At 60.0% G+C, this 18,181-nt stretch carries 20 protein-coding genes; 9 read left to right on the plus strand and 11 right to left on the minus strand.

Annotated elements, in window-relative coordinates:
• The first annotated feature begins 47 nt into the window (after positions 1-47).
• Entirely contained in the window at positions 48-428 is a 381-nt protein-coding gene (locus T9A_RS06520) for a sirohydrochlorin chelatase (RefSeq protein WP_035246146.1), read from the plus strand.
• A 5-nt stretch (positions 429-433) separates the two neighbouring features.
• On the plus strand, positions 434-562 hold the full coding sequence (locus T9A_RS17350; protein WP_269529969.1) for a hypothetical protein: 129 nt from the start codon (positions 434-436) through the stop codon (positions 560-562).
• An 80-nt stretch (positions 563-642) separates the two neighbouring features.
• Here T9A_RS17350 and T9A_RS06525 read toward each other — a convergent pair whose 3' ends face one another.
• Positions 643-1,755 (minus strand): lipid A deacylase LpxR family protein, encoded by a 1,113-nt coding sequence (locus T9A_RS06525; protein ID WP_052042556.1) that lies wholly within the window; start codon positions 1,753-1,755, stop codon positions 643-645.
• A 458-nt stretch (positions 1,756-2,213) separates the two neighbouring features.
• Between T9A_RS06525 and T9A_RS06530 the strand changes: the two genes are divergently transcribed.
• Complete coding sequence (locus tag T9A_RS06530; RefSeq protein ID WP_035246147.1) at positions 2,214-3,380, plus strand: acetyl-CoA C-acetyltransferase; 1,167 nt, start codon at positions 2,214-2,216, stop codon at positions 3,378-3,380.
• Between the two features lie 290 nt (positions 3,381-3,670).
• Here T9A_RS06530 and T9A_RS06535 read toward each other — a convergent pair whose 3' ends face one another.
• The 4 genes from T9A_RS06535 to T9A_RS06550 form a co-directional block, all read right to left on the minus strand.
• Positions 3,671-4,795, minus strand: a complete 1,125-nt coding sequence (locus T9A_RS06535; RefSeq protein WP_035246148.1) for a HupE/UreJ family protein — start codon at positions 4,793-4,795, stop codon at positions 3,671-3,673.
• Complete coding sequence (locus tag T9A_RS06540; RefSeq protein WP_035246150.1) at positions 4,792-5,889, minus strand: tetratricopeptide repeat protein; 1,098 nt, start codon at positions 5,887-5,889, stop codon at positions 4,792-4,794. The genes T9A_RS06535 and T9A_RS06540 overlap by 4 nt, the downstream gene beginning before the upstream one ends.
• Before the next feature lie 133 nt (positions 5,890-6,022).
• Positions 6,023-6,268: a LapA family protein gene (locus T9A_RS06545; protein WP_035246151.1), complete on the minus strand. Its 246-nt coding sequence runs from the start codon at positions 6,266-6,268 to the stop codon at positions 6,023-6,025.
• An 11-nt stretch (positions 6,269-6,279) separates the two neighbouring features.
• Positions 6,280-7,800 (minus strand): DUF4331 domain-containing protein, encoded by a 1,521-nt coding sequence (locus T9A_RS06550; RefSeq protein ID WP_035246153.1) that lies wholly within the window; start codon positions 7,798-7,800, stop codon positions 6,280-6,282.
• A gap of 172 nt (positions 7,801-7,972) precedes the next feature.
• Between T9A_RS06550 and T9A_RS06555 the strand changes: the two genes are divergently transcribed.
• Positions 7,973-8,518 (plus strand): RNA polymerase sigma factor, encoded by a 546-nt coding sequence (locus T9A_RS06555; RefSeq protein WP_035246154.1) that lies wholly within the window; start codon positions 7,973-7,975, stop codon positions 8,516-8,518.
• A complete protein-coding gene (locus tag T9A_RS06560; protein ID WP_035246155.1) occupies positions 8,515-9,204 on the plus strand; it encodes an anti-sigma factor in 690 nt (229 codons plus the stop codon). Before T9A_RS06555 ends, T9A_RS06560 begins: the two co-directional genes overlap by 4 nt.
• Positions 9,205-9,235: 31 nt before the next feature.
• Here the strand turns inward: T9A_RS06560 and T9A_RS06565 are convergent, their stop codons facing one another.
• Positions 9,236-11,140 carry an ATP-binding cassette domain-containing protein gene (locus T9A_RS06565; protein ID WP_035246156.1) on the minus strand — a complete coding sequence of 635 codons (1,905 nt, stop codon included), beginning with the start codon at positions 11,138-11,140 and terminating at the stop codon, positions 9,236-9,238.
• 62 nt (positions 11,141-11,202) lie between these two features.
• Between T9A_RS06565 and T9A_RS06570 the strand changes: the two genes are divergently transcribed.
• Positions 11,203-11,667 carry a TIGR02444 family protein gene (locus tag T9A_RS06570; protein WP_035246158.1) on the plus strand — a complete coding sequence of 155 codons (465 nt, stop codon included), beginning with the start codon at positions 11,203-11,205 and terminating at the stop codon, positions 11,665-11,667.
• A 298-nt stretch (positions 11,668-11,965) separates the two neighbouring features.
• Positions 11,966-13,240: an adenosylmethionine--8-amino-7-oxononanoate transaminase gene (gene bioA / locus T9A_RS06575; protein WP_035246159.1), complete on the plus strand. Its 1,275-nt coding sequence runs from the start codon at positions 11,966-11,968 to the stop codon at positions 13,238-13,240.
• 185 nt (positions 13,241-13,425) lie between these two features.
• Here the strand turns inward: bioA and T9A_RS06580 are convergent, their stop codons facing one another.
• On the minus strand, positions 13,426-14,166 hold the full coding sequence (locus T9A_RS06580; protein ID WP_052042557.1) for a nucleotide-binding protein: 741 nt from the start codon (positions 14,164-14,166) through the stop codon (positions 13,426-13,428).
• A gap of 203 nt (positions 14,167-14,369) precedes the next feature.
• Between T9A_RS06580 and T9A_RS06585 the strand changes: the two genes are divergently transcribed.
• The gene (locus T9A_RS06585; RefSeq protein WP_035246162.1) at positions 14,370-14,711 is read left to right on the plus strand and encodes a DUF4124 domain-containing protein; all 342 of its coding nucleotides are present in this window, start codon (positions 14,370-14,372) and stop codon (positions 14,709-14,711) included.
• 16 nt (positions 14,712-14,727) lie between these two features.
• The gene (locus T9A_RS06590; protein ID WP_035246165.1) at positions 14,728-15,450 is read left to right on the plus strand and encodes an FKBP-type peptidyl-prolyl cis-trans isomerase; all 723 of its coding nucleotides are present in this window, start codon (positions 14,728-14,730) and stop codon (positions 15,448-15,450) included.
• A gap of 266 nt (positions 15,451-15,716) precedes the next feature.
• Here T9A_RS06590 and T9A_RS06595 read toward each other — a convergent pair whose 3' ends face one another.
• From T9A_RS06595 to T9A_RS06610, 4 genes are all read right to left on the minus strand, one after another.
• Positions 15,717-16,202, minus strand: a complete 486-nt coding sequence (locus T9A_RS06595) for an Rsd/AlgQ family anti-sigma factor (protein WP_035246167.1) — start codon at positions 16,200-16,202, stop codon at positions 15,717-15,719.
• A 217-nt stretch (positions 16,203-16,419) separates the two neighbouring features.
• A complete protein-coding gene (locus tag T9A_RS06600) occupies positions 16,420-17,145 on the minus strand; it encodes an LrgB family protein (protein WP_035246168.1) in 726 nt (241 codons plus the stop codon).
• Positions 17,138-17,506 (minus strand): CidA/LrgA family protein, encoded by a 369-nt coding sequence (locus tag T9A_RS06605; protein WP_035246170.1) that lies wholly within the window; start codon positions 17,504-17,506, stop codon positions 17,138-17,140. The genes T9A_RS06600 and T9A_RS06605 overlap by 8 nt, the downstream gene beginning before the upstream one ends.
• 7 nt (positions 17,507-17,513) lie before the next feature.
• On the minus strand, positions 17,514-18,020 hold the full coding sequence (locus tag T9A_RS06610; RefSeq protein ID WP_035246173.1) for a disulfide bond formation protein B: 507 nt from the start codon (positions 18,018-18,020) through the stop codon (positions 17,514-17,516).
• Positions 18,021-18,181 lie beyond the last annotated feature (161 nt).

Here is an 18,181-nt window from a genome sequence, read left to right on the forward strand (position 1 = left end):
CGCCGTCAGCGACGCTCCTACAGAAAGATTGATGAGGGAGAGCCCCTATGTCCAAAGCCCTGCTAATCATGGCCCATGGCAGCCGTAGTGACACTGCCAACGATGAATTCCGTGCCCTGGTGGAAACCGTGGCGGAATCCGCCCATGGGGCGGGCGAGGAATACGTGGCGGTGCTGCCCTGTTTCCTCGAGCTGGCGCAGCCTTCCCTGTTGGAGGCGATTCAGCAACTGGAGCACCAGCCGGTTACCCGTGTGCAGCTGTATCCGTTGTTTTTCAACAAGGGAAAACACGTGGGCAAGGACATCCCGGCCCAGGTGGAAGATGCCCGACAACGGTTTCCCGATCTCACCATTGAGTTGCTGGATTATTTTGGCAATGCCAACGGTCTGGCGGCGCTGGTGCTCAAGCATATCGGGGAACAGGACTAGCTGGCATGGCCATGGACGGCACAGTATTCGCCAGAGAGATTGATACGCTGTTTGCCTGGGAATCCTCGGATACGGTCTCCTACGCGGAAGCGTTGAAATCCTGGGCCGCCGTTGCAGCGTTGCTTGCAAAGTAAAAGATTCGGTATGGAGGTGACCGCCGTCCTTTGTTTTCGAGCAACGCCGGAACAGTGAATGGATGTGGTCTGAATCGGCCCTAGAAAGTCTTGGCAAACACCAGTCCGCCCCACAACACATTGCGATCGCCCACGCCGTCTTTCAGTTCGGAAGTGTGACCGCGCAGCACATAGCTGAGCCGGTAGCCGTCGCTGAAAGCCCAGGTATAACCGAGCCAGGCTTCGGCCACGCCATGGTTCAGCTCGTTACTGTCGTAGCTCACTTCGCTGTCACGGAACTGGCCTTGCAGAAAGGCGTTGTAGGCTCGGCCCACCAGAGCGATGCCGCCCCACAGGTAATGCTCATGATCCTGGCTCATGGCGGTGGCGTTGTTGCGTTCACCGTAGTGCGCCAGTTCCGAGCTGGTCTGCCACCAGGGTGTATGCAGACGTCCGGCGCGAAAGCTCAGGCTCCAGCGTGCTTCGGTGAGGTAGCCCAGCGAGCCTTCCACGGTGCTCTTCACTTCCAGGTTGTCGGTGGAAACGGGTAGGATTTTCTGCCGGGCCACGGCATAGCGGAAGGTGGGTTCGCCGCCGTCGCTGACCTGATGCTCCCAGCCCTCCGCCCGGTCACTACCAATCACCTTGTGGACCCCGTTCTGGATATCACCGGCCAGGTCCAGACCCATGGCGCCGACTGTCAGTGAGCTGTGCCAGGCCACTTGCTTGGCCGGGTCTACCTGTACCCGGCTGCTGGAGACATACAGCAGGCTGGCGTAGGGGCGGTCGTCATACAACGGGGCCTCGGCTTCCTTGTCTTCCGGGGTGAACCCGAAGATGCCGGCCTCGAAGCTATGGCCCCGGACATTGCTGTTGGTGATGCCCTCCACCCCGGTCAAGCGGTCGATCCAGGTCAGCGGAGTATTCAGTGACAGGGCAAAGTCCCGGGCACGGGTACCGGTGGCGGCGACACTGATGCCATAGGTGTAGTCCTGATCCCGGCTGCCCGGGACCAGCAGATCGTTATCCAGGGTCAGGGACCAGCTGCCGGTTTCCCGCTCCTGTGCCGGGTTGGTGCGGGGGCGAGGTGGGCGCTGCTCTTCGAATGCCGGGTCGCCGGCCCGGGCCAGCTGCACGGTATCGACATTGGTGGCCCCGCTGCTGGTGCCGGGCACTGCCAGGCTGGCCAGAAGGATCACAAGCAGCCCGGTCATGGCCGTCCCATGGGAATTGGCAACAGCTGTCTGTCTCTCTGTGTGTTTCATGGCTCCGTGTCCAACTGAGGGGGAGCAATGCGTCCCCCGGGTTACGTTTGCTGCGCGTACAGTAGTGCCGGCACGTGCAGTAGCGGTATTGGGTTGCTGGACGGTTATTGCCTGTTTCTGCAGAGAGTTGTCGTTATGCCAGCGTTGACGGTTCAGCGAATGTGAGCGTCAGAATGGTGATGACAAGGATGAGCCGGAACAGTTTGATGAAACAGCGGAACTGGCTGGGCGATTTAATCGATTTTTTCGAACTTTACTTTCTGAATGGCGGCCCCGCTTTGTCGTAGCGGTGACCGAATGGCTGCTTCATGCGTTGTTTTCTGTCATTGAGCCGTTCCCTGCCTCAAGCGTAGCCTCAAGGTCATTATCGAGTTTTCACCAGTCAACCACGTGTGAGGAGAGGCAAGGTGGCAGAGGCATATATCGTAGCGGCGGTGCGTACCGCCGGAGGCAAGAAGAATGGTCGGCTGAGCAAGGTACATCCGGCGGATATGGGTGGCCGGGTGATTGATGCGGTGGTAGGCCGTATCGGTGTGGCGCCGGAGAAGGTGGACGACGTGATTTTTGGTTGCGTGAGCCAGATCGGGCCGCAGACCTTCAATGTGGCACGTACCTCCATTCTCAGCTCCTGTCTGCCGGAATCCGTACCCGGTGTCACCATCGACCGCCAGTGCGGCTCCTCCCAGCAGGCTATTCATTTCGCTGCCCAGGCGGTGATGAGTGGCACCCAGGATCTGGTCATCGCCGGCGGCGTGGAGTCCATGAGCCAGGTGCCTATCGGTGCTCCGGTAACCGCCGTCAAGGAAATGGGCAACCCGTTTACTGGTGAAATCAGCAAGCGCTATCCCGGTGAAAACTTCAGCCAGTTTATCGGCGCCGAGCGCATGGCGGAGAAGTACGGCGTGAGCAAGGCCGAGCTGGACCAGTTCGCCTACGACTCTCACAAGCGGGGTGCCGCGGCTACCGAAGCCGGCCGCTTCAATGAGGAAATCATTCCGGTGCCGATTACCCTGGAAGATGGCAGCAGCGACGAGCACATCGTCGATGAGGGGATTCGCTGGGAAGCGGAGCTGGATGCGATCAAGGCCCTGCAGCCGCTGCAGGAAGGCGGCCATATCAGTGCCGCCAATGCCAGCCAGATTACCGATGGCGCTTCTGCGGTGATGATTGCCAGCGAAAAGGCAGTGAAAGAATACGGTCTCACGCCACTGGCCCGCATTCATGCCATGGCGGTGGTGGGGTCCGATCCGACCATGGTGCTGGAAGGGCCGATTCCGGCCACCGAAAAAGTCCTCAAGCAGGCGGGTATGACCATTGGTGATATCGATCTGTATGAAGTGAACGAAGCGTTTGGTTCCGTGCCGTTGGCATGGATGAAGGCGGTGGGTGCCGACTACGAGAAGCTCAATGTCAACGGTGGCGCCCAGGCGTTGGGGCATCCGCTGGGTGCCACCGGTACCAAGCTGATGGGGACTCTGGTCTATGAGCTCAAGCGTCGCGGCGGCAAGTACGGTCTGCTGGCTATCTGCGAAGGACTGGGCACTGCTAACGCGACCATCATCGAAATCTTGTAAGCGTCCTTGCAAGTTTCAAGTTGAAAGTGGCAACGCGGGGTTGGTGTGGCGCCAGCGATGAAACGTTGGGTGCCGCGCCGTCGCGTTGTTCGACCATAAAAAAGCCGCCCCGGGAAACCGGAGCGGCTTTTTTATGGTTGGAAATACTCACTGCTCCCCTCGGCATGAAGGTGGATTACGCCTTTGGCTAATCCACCCTACGTTTTATTCAGGGGTTGGCGGTTGATCCCCCCAAACCCTTCGCCATGCACGCATGGCTCCCGGGAGAAGAGGGGAAGATGATCGCCTGGTCAGGAGCCGCTCAGCCTTTCTGCCAGCCACACTCCGGCCAGTATCATGATGGCTATCGAGCCTACCGGCACAAAGATCCGTCGATAGGCCACGGTATTACGGACCAGATAGGCTGCTGGCACAAACAGCAACACAATGGCGACCTGTCCCAGTTCCACGCCCAGATTGAAGCCCAGCAGCGGCAGGAAAATTCCGCTGTCGGTGAGTCCCAGATCGGCCAGTACCGAGGCAAAGCCCAGGCCATGAATCAGCCCGAACACAAAGGCCATTACCCAGCGTTTGGGAAACAGGCGGGGCACCAGGTTGGCCGCTGCACCCAACGCTACGGTGATGGCAATGGCGGACTCCACCAGCCAGATAGGTAGCGTGATGATACCCAGTGTCGCCAATGCCAGAGTCAGCGAATGGGTGACCGTAAAGGCGGTGACAATCGCCAGTGTCTGAGTCAGCGCGCCGGTGATGGTGGGTGCTGGCTGCCAGCCACCCCGTTGCCACACCAGTACCGCCGGGAACAGCAGTGTCAGCAGGAACAGGATGTGGTCATAGCCGATCAGAATGTGATGCACACCCTGGCGGATGAAACCCTGGAACGCCTGCCATTGCGATCCGGCATCGGTACCCATCAGTTGGTTGCGGTGTTGATTACTGAACACAGCGGTGAGGGTGGTATCTACCTGCTCCAGCCGTAGCAGGCCATGGTGGCTGGGGTCACGATCAAACAGGAAGCTATAGCCCACAGCCAGTTGCTCCGGCGGCCGCTGGCAGTCGCCGCGCCAGTGCAGGGCGGCGTAGGTGCCATCCACATGGTCGATGGCCTGCAGTCGGGTCAGGTTGAGGGCGCAGGCGTGTCGTTCGGTGCCGTGCAGTGCCTCGATGGTGAGTGCAGGGAGTACGGTGGCGTCCAGGTTGCGCTGCTGCCGGCGCAGTTCGCCCCAGGTGATGGCGCCATCACCATTCTGATCCAGTGGCAACACCAGCTGCAGGTCGCGCAGGGCGATATCCCAGCGACCCTCAATCAGGGCGTTGCCGGCATTGCTGTTGATCACCAGATAGCTGTCGCTGGGTTTGTGGGCGAATGCCTGCCCGGCCAGCAAGAGCAGGAAAAGCAAAGACAGGGATTTCATTCACTGGCTCCCTTGGCAGGTTGAGTGAGTTGGGCATCGTCAACCTGGTATCGGTCTACAAAGGCCTGTAACTGGCTCAAGGTTGCCTGATCGTCGGCGGCCATGGCGCTGGCGTGCAGCAGTCGCAGGTCAGCCAGTTCCCGTTGCTGCTGCCAGTTCTCCCGGGCCAGCGTGAGGGCGCCTTGCGGATCGGACTCTACTTCAAGCAGGAAGCGGGCGTGCTCGCGCAAGTGGCGCTGGCGACCGGTGTCCTGGTCAGCGGCCATGCGGGCCCGGTAGTCCTGCCGCCAGGCCTGGGCCTGAGGGTGCTCAAGGCGTTGCCCGGCAATGGCCAGCCTCAGCAAGGCGCCTTCCCTGTCCTGCCAGTTGGTGAGATCGCGGATGACCGCCTGTGCCTGGTTGCTGGCCAGCCACAGGTCACTTTGCAGGTAGCGTAGATAGGGATCATCCGGGGCCTGTTGCAAGGCGTCACGCAGGTGCTCGGTGGCCAGTTCGAGACGGCCCTGTTGCAGCGCTATTTCCGCGCTCAGGGTGTTCAGCCATTGGGCGGATTTTCCCTGTGGAGCCGCCGGGCTGGATGCCAGGGCCTGCAGGGTGCGATAGGCTTGCTCCCGCTGGCCCGTGATGGCCTGGACGCTGGCCTGACAGAGCAAAACGGTGGTGGGCGGCAGCGTACGGGATGCTGCCTGGCAAGCCTGCCGGGCCTCATCGAACCGGCCTTGTACCCGGTCAATATTGGCCAGCATCAGCCACGCTTGTCCCTGGTTGGGTGACTGCTCCAGCAGTCGTGTCAGGCGATGACGGGCGCGGGCAAATTGATGACGTTGCTGTTCGATACGGGCCATCAGCAGGTTGGCTGCCGGTGACGACATGTCCTGACTGAATGGAGCCAGCGTGGCCTCGGCGTAACCGAGAAAGCGGGGATCGCCTTGGGCACTGGCATAGTCAATCTGTGAGCGGGCCAGTGCCAGCGCTGCTGACAGGTCGCTGGGTGGAGACGGCGCCTGCAGCTTTGCCGGAACCTGGGGAAGGCGGGCGAGAACCACATGGTCCCCGCCCGGTGTGTAGGGGGCGGCGCTTGCGGGGGCCGCCATGCAAAACAAAAAGAGAGTCACCGGAACCGACAAAAGACGCCATATTTTGGCGCCTTTGTCAGTCCCGGAGAAGCTCTCTGAAACGTGCGGGTGAAAAGCCTCCACTACCGCATCGCGGTAGTGGAGGCTGGTTTCATTTCTCCGCTGCCAATACATCGTCATAGGCGTTCGGGTTATTCAGATCACGAAAAATGAAGCGGGTATCATTGATGGGAACCGAATCCCGGGTATCCCCGCTAGTGGCTAGCTGAGCTTTCACAAAGGCGGTGTAGTTGATCGCCACCGGCGCCTGCTGGCGGGGACGGTCATTGTCACTGCCAAAGCACCCGCTCAGCACCAATGCACTCAGGCTGATGATGGTAGCCAGTAGATATCGCATGATGTCCTCCTTTACTCTGCTGCGGCAACGTTATCGGCGCCGGGCAGTGGGGTGTTCAGGTAGGGGAAACGGGTCAGGTAGTCCGCCGCGTTGGGCAGGGCGCCGTCGTTGACGATGGCGCCACCGTTGACCTGCATGTCCTGAGTACCACAGGAGCCAATTTCGCCACCCGCGGCTTCACCGTTCACGTCGGCGCCACACAGGAAGCCTTCAGCCGCAGTGAGGGCGATGTCTACCACATCATCAATCGGGCGTCGGCCATTGGGGAAGCCGGCAAAGTCGCCACCTGCAACACCCAGATCATTCTGGCCACCTGCTGCCGTGGCCGGGATCCCGGTGTTCAGGCGCAGCATTTCGCTGGCGGTAACGGTGGGTAATTGAGTGACCCCGGGCACACCGGTAAGGAAGACAGTGACCAGGTCATTACGGGGCGTTTCCGGTGCCGGTACACCGAACAGGATTTCTACCAGTGCAGGCAGGCTGGGGTTGGTCACATAGGTAGCAAACTGACCATCATCCTTGGGTTCACTGCTGTTGAAACGGTCCTTGTCGGGCAGGCCGATGACCACTTCATTGACCAGCGGAGAGCCAAGACGGGACACCTGGGTAAAGGCGCCGCCTTTCACTGCAGGGCCTTTGGCGTTACTGCTGCCGGTAGTCTCTGAGCCCTGGGGTGCCGGATTGATGACTGTGGCCTGGCGGATGCTGGCGGTGGTCCAGCCGCCGATCACGGTGTTCTCACCGGTGAGGCAGTCAGCCGGGACTTCCAATGCCAGGCTGGTGATGTTCTTGTCGGCAATGATGTTTCTGCGCGAGTCCCGTGCACCCAGCGGATTCAACGCGACCAGATCGAAGACTTCACCCAGGTTAACGACAAAGCCTTCCTGGCGCTGTCCGGCAAATACGCGGCCGGGCATGGGGCAGTCAGGGATTGTCACATCGTAGATGAAGTTGTCCGCATAGGTCTCATAGTCACCAATGGACTTGGTGCCGATGTTGTCCAGCGGTTTGGCAAAGCTGCTGTCACCACTGCCGGCATCGGTCAGATTCTGCACGTTGCCAGTACGACGATCGCCGGTCACCATTTCTACGGTGAAACTTTCCAGTACATTCTGGGCATCGTTGTTCTGGCCGGTGACGGCACCGATATTAATCAGCGGTACGGGGACAGAGGTGCCGCCTACATCGACCGCCAGGTCGCGGCGCTCAGTATTGAACTGGAAACGGAAGGTAATGTTTTCTTGCGCGTTGCCATCGTTATCAATGTGGATTTCATAGATGGCGTCATCATCGAGGGAGAAATAATTGGGGCCGCCGTACGCGTCCTGCAGCGGCAGATAGTTGGCAATCAGAGTGACATAGCCGTCACGACCGGATTCATAGCTGTTGAACATGTAGAAATCCGTACCGTCGACTTTGGGCATGCCTGTAATAAAAGGGGCTTCCCGGTGGCTGGATGCCATCGTGCCGGCGCTGGCCAGCAGGGTGGCGGCAGCGCAGGCCGCGGGAATCAGGGTAAGGCGGGATAACATGACGAATCTCCTTTCTTGTCGGTGTGTAAGTAGTACGCGACAGGAATGGAACTGGATGCAGAATTTATTTTTCTTTTTTTTCTGCATCCGAATCCGGTTTTTTCACGTATTAACGACAACGCATCTGTCATTAGTGAGGAACGACTCATGGTAATACAGGGGGTGCCTCGTCATGGCAGAAGCAGACGACGGACTGGTACGCGCGCTGGCTCGAATCGCTCAGGGCGACCGTCAGGCTTTTGCCGGTTTTTATCAGAAAACCCATCGCGCGGTATTTGGTATGTGTGTGCATTTGCTGCGGGACCGTGATGAGGCCTGTGATGTACTCCAGGAAACCTATATTCAGGTCTGGCACCACGCCGGCGAATACCATTGTGATCGTGGCAGCGTGCAGACCTGGATGATGTCCATCGGCCGTTATCGCTGTCTGGATGCCTTGCGTCGCCGCCGCTACGAGGCGGATTACGATAGCGTCAGTGACCGCCAGGAAAGTAGCGCCCCGGGCCCAATGGACAACGCCGGCAACCAGCTGGATCGTCAACGACTCAATCACTGCCTGAAAGATCTGGATGAACGGTATCGTTCCAGTATCGAGATGGCCTACTTTCGTGGTTTCACTCATCAGGAGCTGGCGGTCGCCATGGGCGAGCCGTTAGGAACCACAAAAAGCTGGATTCGTCGCGGGCTGGATGTATTGCGCCGGTGTCTGGACACATGAAGCCGGATAATTACGAACGTAATCATGCGCTGGCCGCAGAATATGTGGTTGGCACGCTGCAGGGCGCCGCCAGGCGACGTTTTGAGCGCTGGATGATGGTCTCTGCCCGGGTGCGTCGTCAGGTATGGTACTGGGAGCGACGGCTGCAGCCTTTCAATGAATCCTTGCCGGAAGAGGCCGCCCCGAAGGCCGTGTGGAATAGCATCGAGCAACGGCTCTTCCCGGGAACGGCACCGGTGGCGTCGCGGTGGTGGCAGACCCTGACCGCCTGGCGCTGGAGTACGGGTATCGCCGTGCTGGCGGTTTTTGCCTTGCTGCTCTGGACGCCGTCACCGCCGGTGGTCACACATTATGTAGGTGTGGTGCAGAGTCAGCAGGCGGAGCCGCTGTGGCTGGTGAATGCCTCTGCGGATCATCGCCTGAGCGTGAAGGCCATGCCGCCGGTTCAGCCGGCGGACGGTGGCAGGGATTACCAGTTGTGGTTGTTGCCGGAGTCGGGCGCGCCGATATCACTGGCGTTGCTGCCTACGGGCGGTGCCCGGTTGCAGATTGATCTCAGCGATCAGCAGGTGCGCCAGTTGTTACAGTCCCGCTCTCTGGCGATCAGCCTGGAACCGGCGGGTGGCTCACCGACCGGCCAGCCCACCGGTCCGGTGGTGTATCAGACACGCCTGGTGCAAATGTAGCGAGCAAAGCCTGAAAGTGAACGCATCAGAATCAGTCGGTGAGTTCACTTTCGGCTTGCTCCAGCGACTCCATGGCTTCCAGTAACTGCTCTTCCAGTTCGTCGTGCTGTTTCTTCAGACGCGCCTGATCGCCGAGTAATCCATTCATTTCGTTTTTGCGACTGTCGTCTGTATACAGGGCTTCGTCGCCCAGGGCTGTCTCGATCTCGGCCAGCGTCTGGTCGCAATGGCTGAGTTGCTTGTCCAGTTTTTCCACCTGCTTTTTCAGCGGGCGCAGCTGGTGGCGTTGCTGGGCAGCCTGTTGACGGCGGGCCTTGGCATCGAGGCCGTCGCCGGGCTTGTCTTCCTTGACGGGTTTGCCGTCGCGGCGGTTCTGTTGCAGCCAGCGGCCGTAGTCATCCAGGTCGCCATCGAATCGACTCACTGACCCGTTGGCCACCAGATAGAACTCGTCCACGGTGGTTTCCAGCAAGTGGCGATCGTGAGACACCAGCACCACCGCACCCTCGAAGGATTGCAGCGCCATGGTCAGCGCTTCGCGCATGTCCAGGTCCAGATGGTTGGCCGGCTCATCGAGGAGCAGCAGCGCCGGTTTTTCCTGCACGATCATAGCCAGCGCCAGGCGGGCTTTTTCGCCACCGGAGAAACGGCCCACCGGTGCAAACACATCATCGCCGTGGAAACCGAAACGGCCCAGCTCGCTGCGCAGCTGCGATTCACTCCACTTGGGGTAAAAGCGGGACATCATCTGGTAGGGGGCGTCGTCGGCGGCCAGCCGGTCCACCTGTTGCTGGTGGAAGTAGCCGATCACCAGGTCGCCGTCTTTTTCGAAGCGTCCACCCAGTGGCGCCAGTTCACCCACCAGGGTGCGCATCAGGGTGGACTTGCCGGCGCCGTTGGGGCCGAGCAGGCCGATGCGCGATTCAGGGCGCAGGCTCAGGCTGACCTGGTCAAGAATCGGTGCGCCCGGGTAGCCGCACTGCACCGCATCCAGGTTTTCCATGGGGTTGGGCAGTTTGTTCGGGCTGTGGAATTCAAAGCTGAAGCCGGAATCCACGTGGGCCGGGCCAATCAGTTCCAGCCGTTCCAGTGCCTTCACCCGACTTTGTGCCTGTTTGGCCTTGGAGGCCTTGGCCTTGAAGCGGGCGATGAACTTCTGCATGTGGGCTACCTGGGCCTGCTGCTTCTCGTGCATCTTCTGCTGCAGGGACAGTTGCTCGGCGCGCTGGCGTTCGAAATCCGAGTAGCCGCCGCTGTAGTGCTTCAGTTGTTTGTGTTCGATATGCAGGATCTGGTTGACGGTGGCATCCAGGAAGGCGCGGTCGTGGGAGATCACCAGTAGTGCCCCCGGTTGCTGTATCAGGTAGCTCTGCAACCAGAGGATGGCATCCAGATCCAGGTGGTTGGTGGGCTCATCGAGCAGCAGCAGATCTGCATCGCTCATCAATACCTGGGCCAGGTTCAGACGCATGCGCCAGCCACCGGAGAAGCTGGCCACCGGCTGTTGTTGCTGGGTTTCGCTGAAACCAAGGCCGGCCAGCAAGGTGGCGGCGCGGGCCGGTTGTTGCCAGGCGTGCAGGGCTTCCAGCTCGCCGTGGGCATGGGCGATGGCGTGGTTATCACCGGCGATTTCCGCGTCTGCCAGTGTTTTCTCTGCCCGGCGCAGGGCGCGGTGGCCGTCAAGCACATAATCGATGGCTGGCTGTTCCAGTGCCGGTACTTCCTGGGCCATCATGGCCAGGCGCCAGTCCGAGGGCAGGTTCAGGTTGCCGCCGTCGCTCTCCAGTTCGCCCATGATAAGCTTGAACAGCGAACTCTTGCCGGTGCCGTTGCGGCCCACCAGCCCCACACGCCAGCCCTTGTGCAGGACCACGCTGGCGTCTTCCAGCAACAGGTCGGGGCCACGGCGAAGGTTGATGTGTTCCAGAGAGAGCATGGGGTAATCCGGGGTTGATGAGAACCGGCGCAGTGTAAGCCAGCAAACGTAACGGGGGAACCGTGGACGACTCCATAAAGCAGGATCTGTGGCGCTATGCCCTGGGGCGATGGCAGCACAAGAATTTTGAGCGGGCTTGCCTGCATCTGCAGGACGATTACCAGGTGCCGGTGGCCCTGTTGCTGTCTGGCCTGTGGCTGGCAGAGTCAGGTAAGCAACCGGATGCCGGGGTAGGGCGCCGCATGGCAGAGCTGGCCGGACAGTTTGAAGCCGATTACCTGCGCCCGTTGCGGGCGGTGCGCCGCAAGGCCGGTGAAGACACCCGGTTGCCGGAATTCAAGCGGCAGCTGCAGCAGGTGGAGCTGGAAGGGGAGCGCTGGTTACTGGCCACCCTGCCGACTTTGTGTGACAACCTTATCCCTGCGGGCAAACCGGTGGACGCCATGGGCTGGTTGCTGGTGCTGGTGCCGGAAACGGCGCAGTGCGAAGGGTTGCAGAATGCTCTCAACGATCTGGTGGCATTGTAGGAGCGGCGCTTGAGCCGCGAACCGCGTGTCAACGCGGAATCGGCCGCGGGACATCAGGAATCTCAGGGCTCGACAGGTTTTTCTAGAAAAAGATGGGAGCAGCTGCGATGCCGTTCCCTCGCCAAGGCTCGGATTCGCCCCTCAAGAGGTGTATTCGCTGCGCTCACCCTTCGGGCCGCACTGCACAACGTGCGTTACTTCGCTACGCTACGTTCCTACGGTGCCACCACCTCGCGCTTTGAACTTTTAACGCCTGCCTGCCATCCTTCATTTCCCTTGTGTTTCACTGGATTTCCCCATGACCACCGACCTGGCCTTCGACCGCGACCATCTCTGGCACCCCTATACCTCCACCTCGAAACCCTTGCCTACCTTCGCGGTGGCCAGTGCCAAAGGCGTGCGGTTGACGCTGGAAGATGGCCGCGAGCTGGTGGATGGCATGTCGTCCTGGTGGGCGGCGGTGCATGGTTATAACCACCCGGTGCTGAACCAGGCCGCCAAGGACCAGATTGACCGCATGGCCCATGTGATGTTCGGTGGGCTGACCCATGAGCCGGCGGTGGAGCTGGGCAAGAAACTGGTGGCATTGACGCCGGACCCGCTGGAGAAGGTCTTTCTGGCTGACAGCGGCTCGGTGTCGGTGGAAGTGGCCATTAAGATGGCGTTGCAGTACTGGCTCAGCCAGGGGCATACCGGCAAGGATAAATTGCTGGCCCTGCGTAACGGCTATCACGGCGATACGTTCGGAGCCATGGCTGCCTGTGATCCGGTCAATGGCATGCACTCCCTGTTCAGCGGCGTACTGGCCAAACATTATTTTGCCGAGGCGCCGCAATGCCCCTACGACAGTGATTTTGATACCGAGGATCTCAATTCCATCCAGCAGATGCTGGCGGATCATCATCAGGAGATTGCCGCCGTGATTCTGGAGCCGGTGGTACAGGGCGCCGGCGGTATGAGGATGTATCACCCCACCTATCTGAAGGCTGTGCGCGCCTTGTGTGATCAGTACGGGGTGTTGTTGATCTTTGATGAAATCGCCACCGGCTTTGGCCGCACCGGCAAGCTGTTCGCTCTGGAACATGCGAATGTGTGCCCGGATATTCTCTGCCTGGGCAAGGCGATCACCGGCGGCTACATGACCCTGGCAGCCACCCTTTGTACCGGCCAGGTAGCAGCGGGTATTTGTGATGGTGAAGCCGGTGTATTGATGCACGGTCCCACCTTCATGGGCAATCCGCTGGCCTGTGCGGTGGCCAATGCCAGCATCCAGTTGCTGCTGGATTCCGGCTGGCAGGAAAAAGTGGCGGCCATCGAGGCGCAGTTAAAGACGGAGCTGCTGCCTCTCAAGGACCTCTCCCCCGTGGCTGATGCCCGGGTGCTGGGTGCCATTGGCGTCATGGAAATGAAAGAACCGGTGGCCATGGAACAGGTGCAGGCACACTTTGTGGAACAGGGCGTCTGGATCCGCCCGTTCGGCAAACTGGTCTACATCATGCCGCCATTCGTGATTGAGCCGGAGGATTTAAGCAAGCTGACCGGGGCGATGCGGGATTTGGCGGAGGGCAGTTGACGTCAAGCCCCAACTTTAAAGCCGTTGTAGGAGTTCCCTTCCAGGGGACGAACCTCGCGAAGTGAGGCGACAAGAGATTTCACCTGCCGCACTGCCATGAGTCGACCTGTAGAACCTGATCGCCCTGCGGGCAATTCCGCGTTTACACGCGGATCGTCCCCTGTAAGGAAACTCCTACAGGTGGTTTACCGAAACCCCGGCATGGTCTGTATCAGATGCCGCTGCACCTCCAGCCACTCACCAATACGACGCCAGTGCTGTTGGTCATCCAGGTGACGGGAGACGGCGGCGTCGAGGACGCCTTCGCCATTGCTCATGGCCTGCACATAGAGTTGAGTATCGCGCAGGGTAACCAGGTAGGGAATCTTCAGGCTGGCGAGAAACTGGCGCAGAGACTCGTACATGCGGGTGCGGGTGCGGGAACGATTGGCTATCACTGCCAGCCGACGCGGACGGCGCCGGTAGCTGGGGGCCAGCATGACGGTTTGCAGGAAACGGGTGGTGGCACGAATATCGATAGGGCTGGGCAGTACCGGGACCAGTACCACCTGTGACAGGCGCAGCAGGTGATCAAGATGATGGGGGTCCAGGCCGGCGGGTGAATCGATGATGGTAATCGGGCCGGCCTGATCGAGCTTCTGTTGCAGTCGGCCCAGGGAGACCGGCTCGCCGGCTGGCCAGCCGAGGCCGCGAATTGTGGTATCACGACGTAGTTTCAGCCATTGCAGAGACGACTGCTGTGGATCCATATCCAGCAGGGATACCTGTCGCCCCAAGGCCTCATAATAGCAGGCCAGGTTGGTGGCAATGGTGGTCTTGCCGCAGCCCCCTTTACTATTTGCGATCAGAATTACCATGCGGGACGGGCTGGACGAACGCGATTGGGAGCCGATCCCCTTGGCAGGGCTGTTCTGTGCGCTATTCATGCCGTGTCTTATTCGTTTTTTTGCGGGGGATTGTACCCGGCGGTTTGGGTGGCGCGATTACCGTCAGAAGAAAAGGTGATGCTGCTCACAAAACCAACAGTACCGCAAAATAAGGCGCATTGATGTAATTTGTGATGTTATTTTGCTCTCGCGGGGAACTGAATCCTGTGAAGACGGCTCAGTAAAGGGGGAGAGGAAACATCATGCGTTACCTGTTGATTATCATCGTGTTGCTGGCAGTTGTGCTGGCAGCGCTGTTTACTGTGCCGCTCGGTGGGGGTAAGCCGCTACTGGACTGGCAGCATGTCGAACAGAACTGGCAGCAGCCGGAACGGTTGCTGGACCGGAAGATTTCTCCCTGGATGGGGGGAAATGGGGAAAGCGCAGAGATGTATCGCTGGCGTGACCCCCAGGGAAACTGGCAGTATGGCCAGATTCCGCCGCCCGGTGTGCAGGCGGAACCCTTTACCGTAAAAGCGCCCAATACCATCACTGCCGAAGAAATGCGCGGTGGTAAGGTGCCGGAACAGCAACAACAACAGTAGGCCAATTGGAGGCAGAATGAAGAAATTGGGAATCGTGCTGGCGGGGACTGTCCTGCTGGCAGCGTGTGGTCAGGAAACGGTTGAGCTTAAAAGTGATGATCAGAAAGCGTCCTACGCACTGGGCTTCCGCAGTGCGGAGCAGATGCGTAGCCTGGAAAACCTGGATCTGGATGCCATGGTGTCAGGCCTGCGTGATGGCTTTGCCGAAGACGGCAAATCCAAGCTGGGTGAGCAAGATCTGGACCAGCTGATTCGTGACTTCCAGGGCCGTATGATTGAAGCCCAGCAGAAGAAGATGGAAGAAGCGGCCGGGAATAACCTGGAAGCCAGCGAAAAATTTCTGGCCGAGAATGCCGAGCGTGAAGGCGTTACCGTCACCGACAGCGGCCTGCAGTACGAAGTGCTGGAGTCCGGTGAAGAAGGGGGTGCATCCCCGACCCTGGAAGACACCGTGGAGGTTCACTACCACGGCACCCTGCCGGACGGCACCGTCTTTGACAGCTCTGTAGAGCGCGGTCAGCCGGCCACCTTCGGGCTGCAGCACATCATTCCTGCCTGGCAGGAAGCGCTGCCGATGATGGCGGAAGGCGACAAGTGGAAAATTGCTGTGCCGCCGTCTCTGGGCTATGGCGAGCAAGGCGCTGGCGGCGATATCGGCCCCAACCAGGCGCTGATCTTCGAGATCGAACTGCTGGACGTGAAAGGCAGCGGTAACGAAGCGAGTGCCGACGAGGAATAAATCCCGTCGTTACACGCTTCAAAAAAGGGCGCCCTCGGGCGCCCTTTTTGGTTTAGTTGCAAGTTGAAAGTTCAAAGTTGAAAGGCGCGACGGAGGCTGGCGCCAAATATTGAGCCCCAGCGCCGCGCCGCCGCTCATAAAGCCCAGCTCGCTCGCGCATTCGGATGCATATCTTTTTTCTCTATCCGTGCGGCGCGGCTCTGAGCTGTGTCGGGTAGCACGCAACCCGATCGCGCTTTGTAACTTTCAACTTTAAACTTGCAACTCTAGTGTGTCGCCTGCTGCCGTGGCGGCTCCTGCTGGTGAATGCTGAGAATCAGCTGGTCTTCCAGCGCAAACCTTTCCTCCAGTGTCTGCATCAACAGGGTAATACGTTCCGGTAACTGATCCCGCAGTGCCAGCCACTGTTCCGGGCGCTCGAAATGCTCGTTGAAGGCCAGGGCTTCGTCGGTGGAGTTGTCCAGTTGCTGGAGAATCTGTCGGGTGAGGGTAGGGTTGTCGCGATGGAAATGGCGGGCCTCGTTGACCAGCTCCCGGTACACCTCGAAGTAGCCGGCGCTGATGTAGTCCATCAGTAGCTGGCAGAAATTCTGTACCTGTTTCTGCAAAGGCTGACGGTGATCGGACAGGCCTTTCAGGCCCTGCAGAGTGCATAGCAGCACAATCAGTTGCTGACGCTCATCCAGCCAGGCCTGCACCAGCGCCTCAATGCGCTGCCATTGGGCCAGAGCTGCAGAATGGGAGCTCGCCATGGTTCCTCCTTGGAGTGCCCGTTGACTATTGTCTTGTTGGGCTATCGAGCCTAGGACTGGCGGGACTGTGCTGGCAATGGGACAAAATCGGCGTGAAGTCGGGTCAGGGGGAAAAAGCACGCTATCTCAGCCACTTGTCGTTAAAGACAAATTTCTTCTAAAAAGCGGTTTTTTAGCGCTATCCGTGTTGCGTAATGCGTGCAGCCTGTCGCGGCTCTTATAGATATTGCGCTACCCAGGGCCACAACCAGGGCAGCGCCAGCGCCGTTACCAGCCCGCACAGGCCTAGCGCCAGTCCGGCAAAAGCACCGGCTTTTTCCCCATATTCGAAGGCTCGGGCGGTGCCGATGGCGTGGGCTACCAGGCCCAGTGCAAATCCCTTGATGCGGTCGTCGGTGACTCTCAACAGGCGGAAGATGGGGCCAGCGGCCAGGGCGCCGACGATGCCGGTGATCGCCACTGCGCCGGCGGCCAGTGACACATAGCCACCGGTGGATTGCACCACCTCCACGGCAATCGGGGTGGTGATGGATTTGGGCGCCAGTGAACCCACCACTTCGGCGGGAGCGCCCAGCCACCAGGCCAGTCCCACGGCAATGGCGGCAGAGATAAAAGCGCCCAGCACGGTGGCGATCAGGATCGGTGTGAGCACGCTGCGTACCGTGTGCAGCTGTCGATAGAGAGGCCAGGCCAGTGCTACCGTTGCCGGACCCAGCAGAAAGGAAATCAGGGTGGTCTGGTCGCGGTATTCCACGTAGTCCACGCCGACCAGGGGTAGCACGACAATCACCGGAATCGAGGCCACCAGAAAGGGGTGAAACAGGGGCAGGCTGTTGCTACGGCCGTACACCCACAGGGCAAAGCGGTAGCTGACCAGGGTCAGCAGGATGCCGAACAACGGGGTGTGCACCAGGTCTGCAAGGTTGTCGAGCCTATCAATCATGGCTGCCTCCCCGCGACTTACCATGTTTGCCGCCCAGCAGCTTCTTCAGCATCAGGGTGACCAGCAACATGCTGAGCAGGGTGCCTAGCACCACAGCCACGCCCAGTGCCAGGGCATAGTCTTCGTAGCGATGCCATTGCAGCACGATGCCTACCCCCAGCGGGAAGATCAGCAGGCTGATGTGCTTGATCAGGGCGCCGGCGGCAGGGGCGACTCGCTGGCTGAAGGGGGCATTGAGTAGCAGGGCCAGCAACAGCAGCACCATGCCGACCACGGAGGCGGGCAGGGGGATGCTGGTGAGGCGGATTAGCACCTCACCAAGAAACTGGAAAAACAGCAGGATCAGCAGGCCGTCGATCATGGGGCGATCAACGTTTGGGGAGCGGGCGGAACAGTTGCACCAGCGCCACCAGCAGCAGGCCGGAAAAGACCACCAGTGACCAGGCTGGCAGGCTCAGGCCCAGGAAAGCCCAGTCCATTTCTGCGCATTCCCCGGAGCCCGCCAGCACTTCCTGGATCACGCTTTGCAGGGGGAACACATCCAGCATGTAATTGAGGCCGGGACCACAGGCGGGCACCTGATCCGGCGGCAGGTTTTGCAGCCAGATATGACGGATGGAGATGGCGCCGCCGCCGATGGCAGCCAAGCCGGTGAGCAGACCGTAAACACGCACACCAATGCGCCCGGGGCCATGCAGAGCCGCAATCAGCAGAATCAGGGCGGCAGCTATCACGCCGATGCGTTGAAAGATGCACAACGGGCAGGGTTCCAGGCCATCAACGTGCTGCAGATAAAGGGCACCGGCCATGGCGGCAATACAAGCCAACAGGGCAAGCAGGTTAAGCTGACGGGGTGCTGGGATAAGGGACGACATGGGCCACTCTTTTCGTCGGGGACCGGCGAAGGGTAGGCAAAAGCGGGGTTGGCGGCAAGGGGGGGATTGAACCGTGGGAGCGGTCGTTCGACCACGATCTTCATGGGGCAAGGCATTCGCGGTCGAACGACCGCTCCCACAGGATCGAGGTAGAGGGTGGG

The sequence above is a fragment of the Alcanivorax jadensis T9 genome, assembly GCF_000756655.1.
GTDB lineage: Bacteria > Pseudomonadota > Gammaproteobacteria > Pseudomonadales > Alcanivoracaceae > Alcanivorax > Alcanivorax jadensis.

Excerpts from the sequence above, each read along its gene's own strand:
- T9A_RS06600 (WP_035246168.1), bottom strand. The coding sequence starts at position 17,145 with ATGATTGATAGGCTCGACAACCTTGCAGACCTGGTGCACACCCCGTTG.
- bioA (WP_035246159.1), top strand. The coding sequence starts at position 11,966 with ATGACCACCGACCTGGCCTTCGACCGCGACCATCTCTGGCACCCCTAT.
- T9A_RS06550 (WP_035246153.1), bottom strand. The coding sequence starts at position 7,800 with ATGTTATCCCGCCTTACCCTGATTCCCGCGGCCTGCGCTGCCGCCACC.
- T9A_RS06560 (WP_035246155.1), top strand. The coding sequence starts at position 8,515 with ATGAAGCCGGATAATTACGAACGTAATCATGCGCTGGCCGCAGAATAT.
- T9A_RS06535 (WP_035246148.1), bottom strand. The coding sequence starts at position 4,795 with ATGAAATCCCTGTCTTTGCTTTTCCTGCTCTTGCTGGCCGGGCAGGCA.
- T9A_RS06540 (WP_035246150.1), bottom strand. The coding sequence starts at position 5,889 with ATGGCGGCCCCCGCAAGCGCCGCCCCCTACACACCGGGCGGGGACCAT.
- T9A_RS06605 (WP_035246170.1), bottom strand. The coding sequence starts at position 17,506 with ATGATCGACGGCCTGCTGATCCTGCTGTTTTTCCAGTTTCTTGGTGAG.
- T9A_RS06585 (WP_035246162.1), top strand. The coding sequence starts at position 14,370 with ATGCGTTACCTGTTGATTATCATCGTGTTGCTGGCAGTTGTGCTGGCA.
- T9A_RS06520 (WP_035246146.1), top strand. The coding sequence starts at position 48 with ATGTCCAAAGCCCTGCTAATCATGGCCCATGGCAGCCGTAGTGACACT.
- T9A_RS06545 (WP_035246151.1), bottom strand. The coding sequence starts at position 6,268 with ATGCGATATCTACTGGCTACCATCATCAGCCTGAGTGCATTGGTGCTG.
- T9A_RS06595 (WP_035246167.1), bottom strand. The coding sequence starts at position 16,202 with ATGGCGAGCTCCCATTCTGCAGCTCTGGCCCAATGGCAGCGCATTGAG.
- T9A_RS06525 (WP_052042556.1), bottom strand. The coding sequence starts at position 1,755 with ATGACCGGGCTGCTTGTGATCCTTCTGGCCAGCCTGGCAGTGCCCGGC.
- T9A_RS06565 (WP_035246156.1), bottom strand. The coding sequence starts at position 11,140 with ATGCTCTCTCTGGAACACATCAACCTTCGCCGTGGCCCCGACCTGTTG.
- T9A_RS06610 (WP_035246173.1), bottom strand. The coding sequence starts at position 18,020 with ATGTCGTCCCTTATCCCAGCACCCCGTCAGCTTAACCTGCTTGCCCTG.
- T9A_RS06580 (WP_052042557.1), bottom strand. The coding sequence starts at position 14,166 with ATGAATAGCGCACAGAACAGCCCTGCCAAGGGGATCGGCTCCCAATCG.
- T9A_RS17350 (WP_269529969.1), top strand. The coding sequence starts at position 434 with ATGGCCATGGACGGCACAGTATTCGCCAGAGAGATTGATACGCTGTTT.
- T9A_RS06555 (WP_035246154.1), top strand. The coding sequence starts at position 7,973 with ATGGCAGAAGCAGACGACGGACTGGTACGCGCGCTGGCTCGAATCGCT.
- T9A_RS06590 (WP_035246165.1), top strand. The coding sequence starts at position 14,728 with ATGAAGAAATTGGGAATCGTGCTGGCGGGGACTGTCCTGCTGGCAGCG.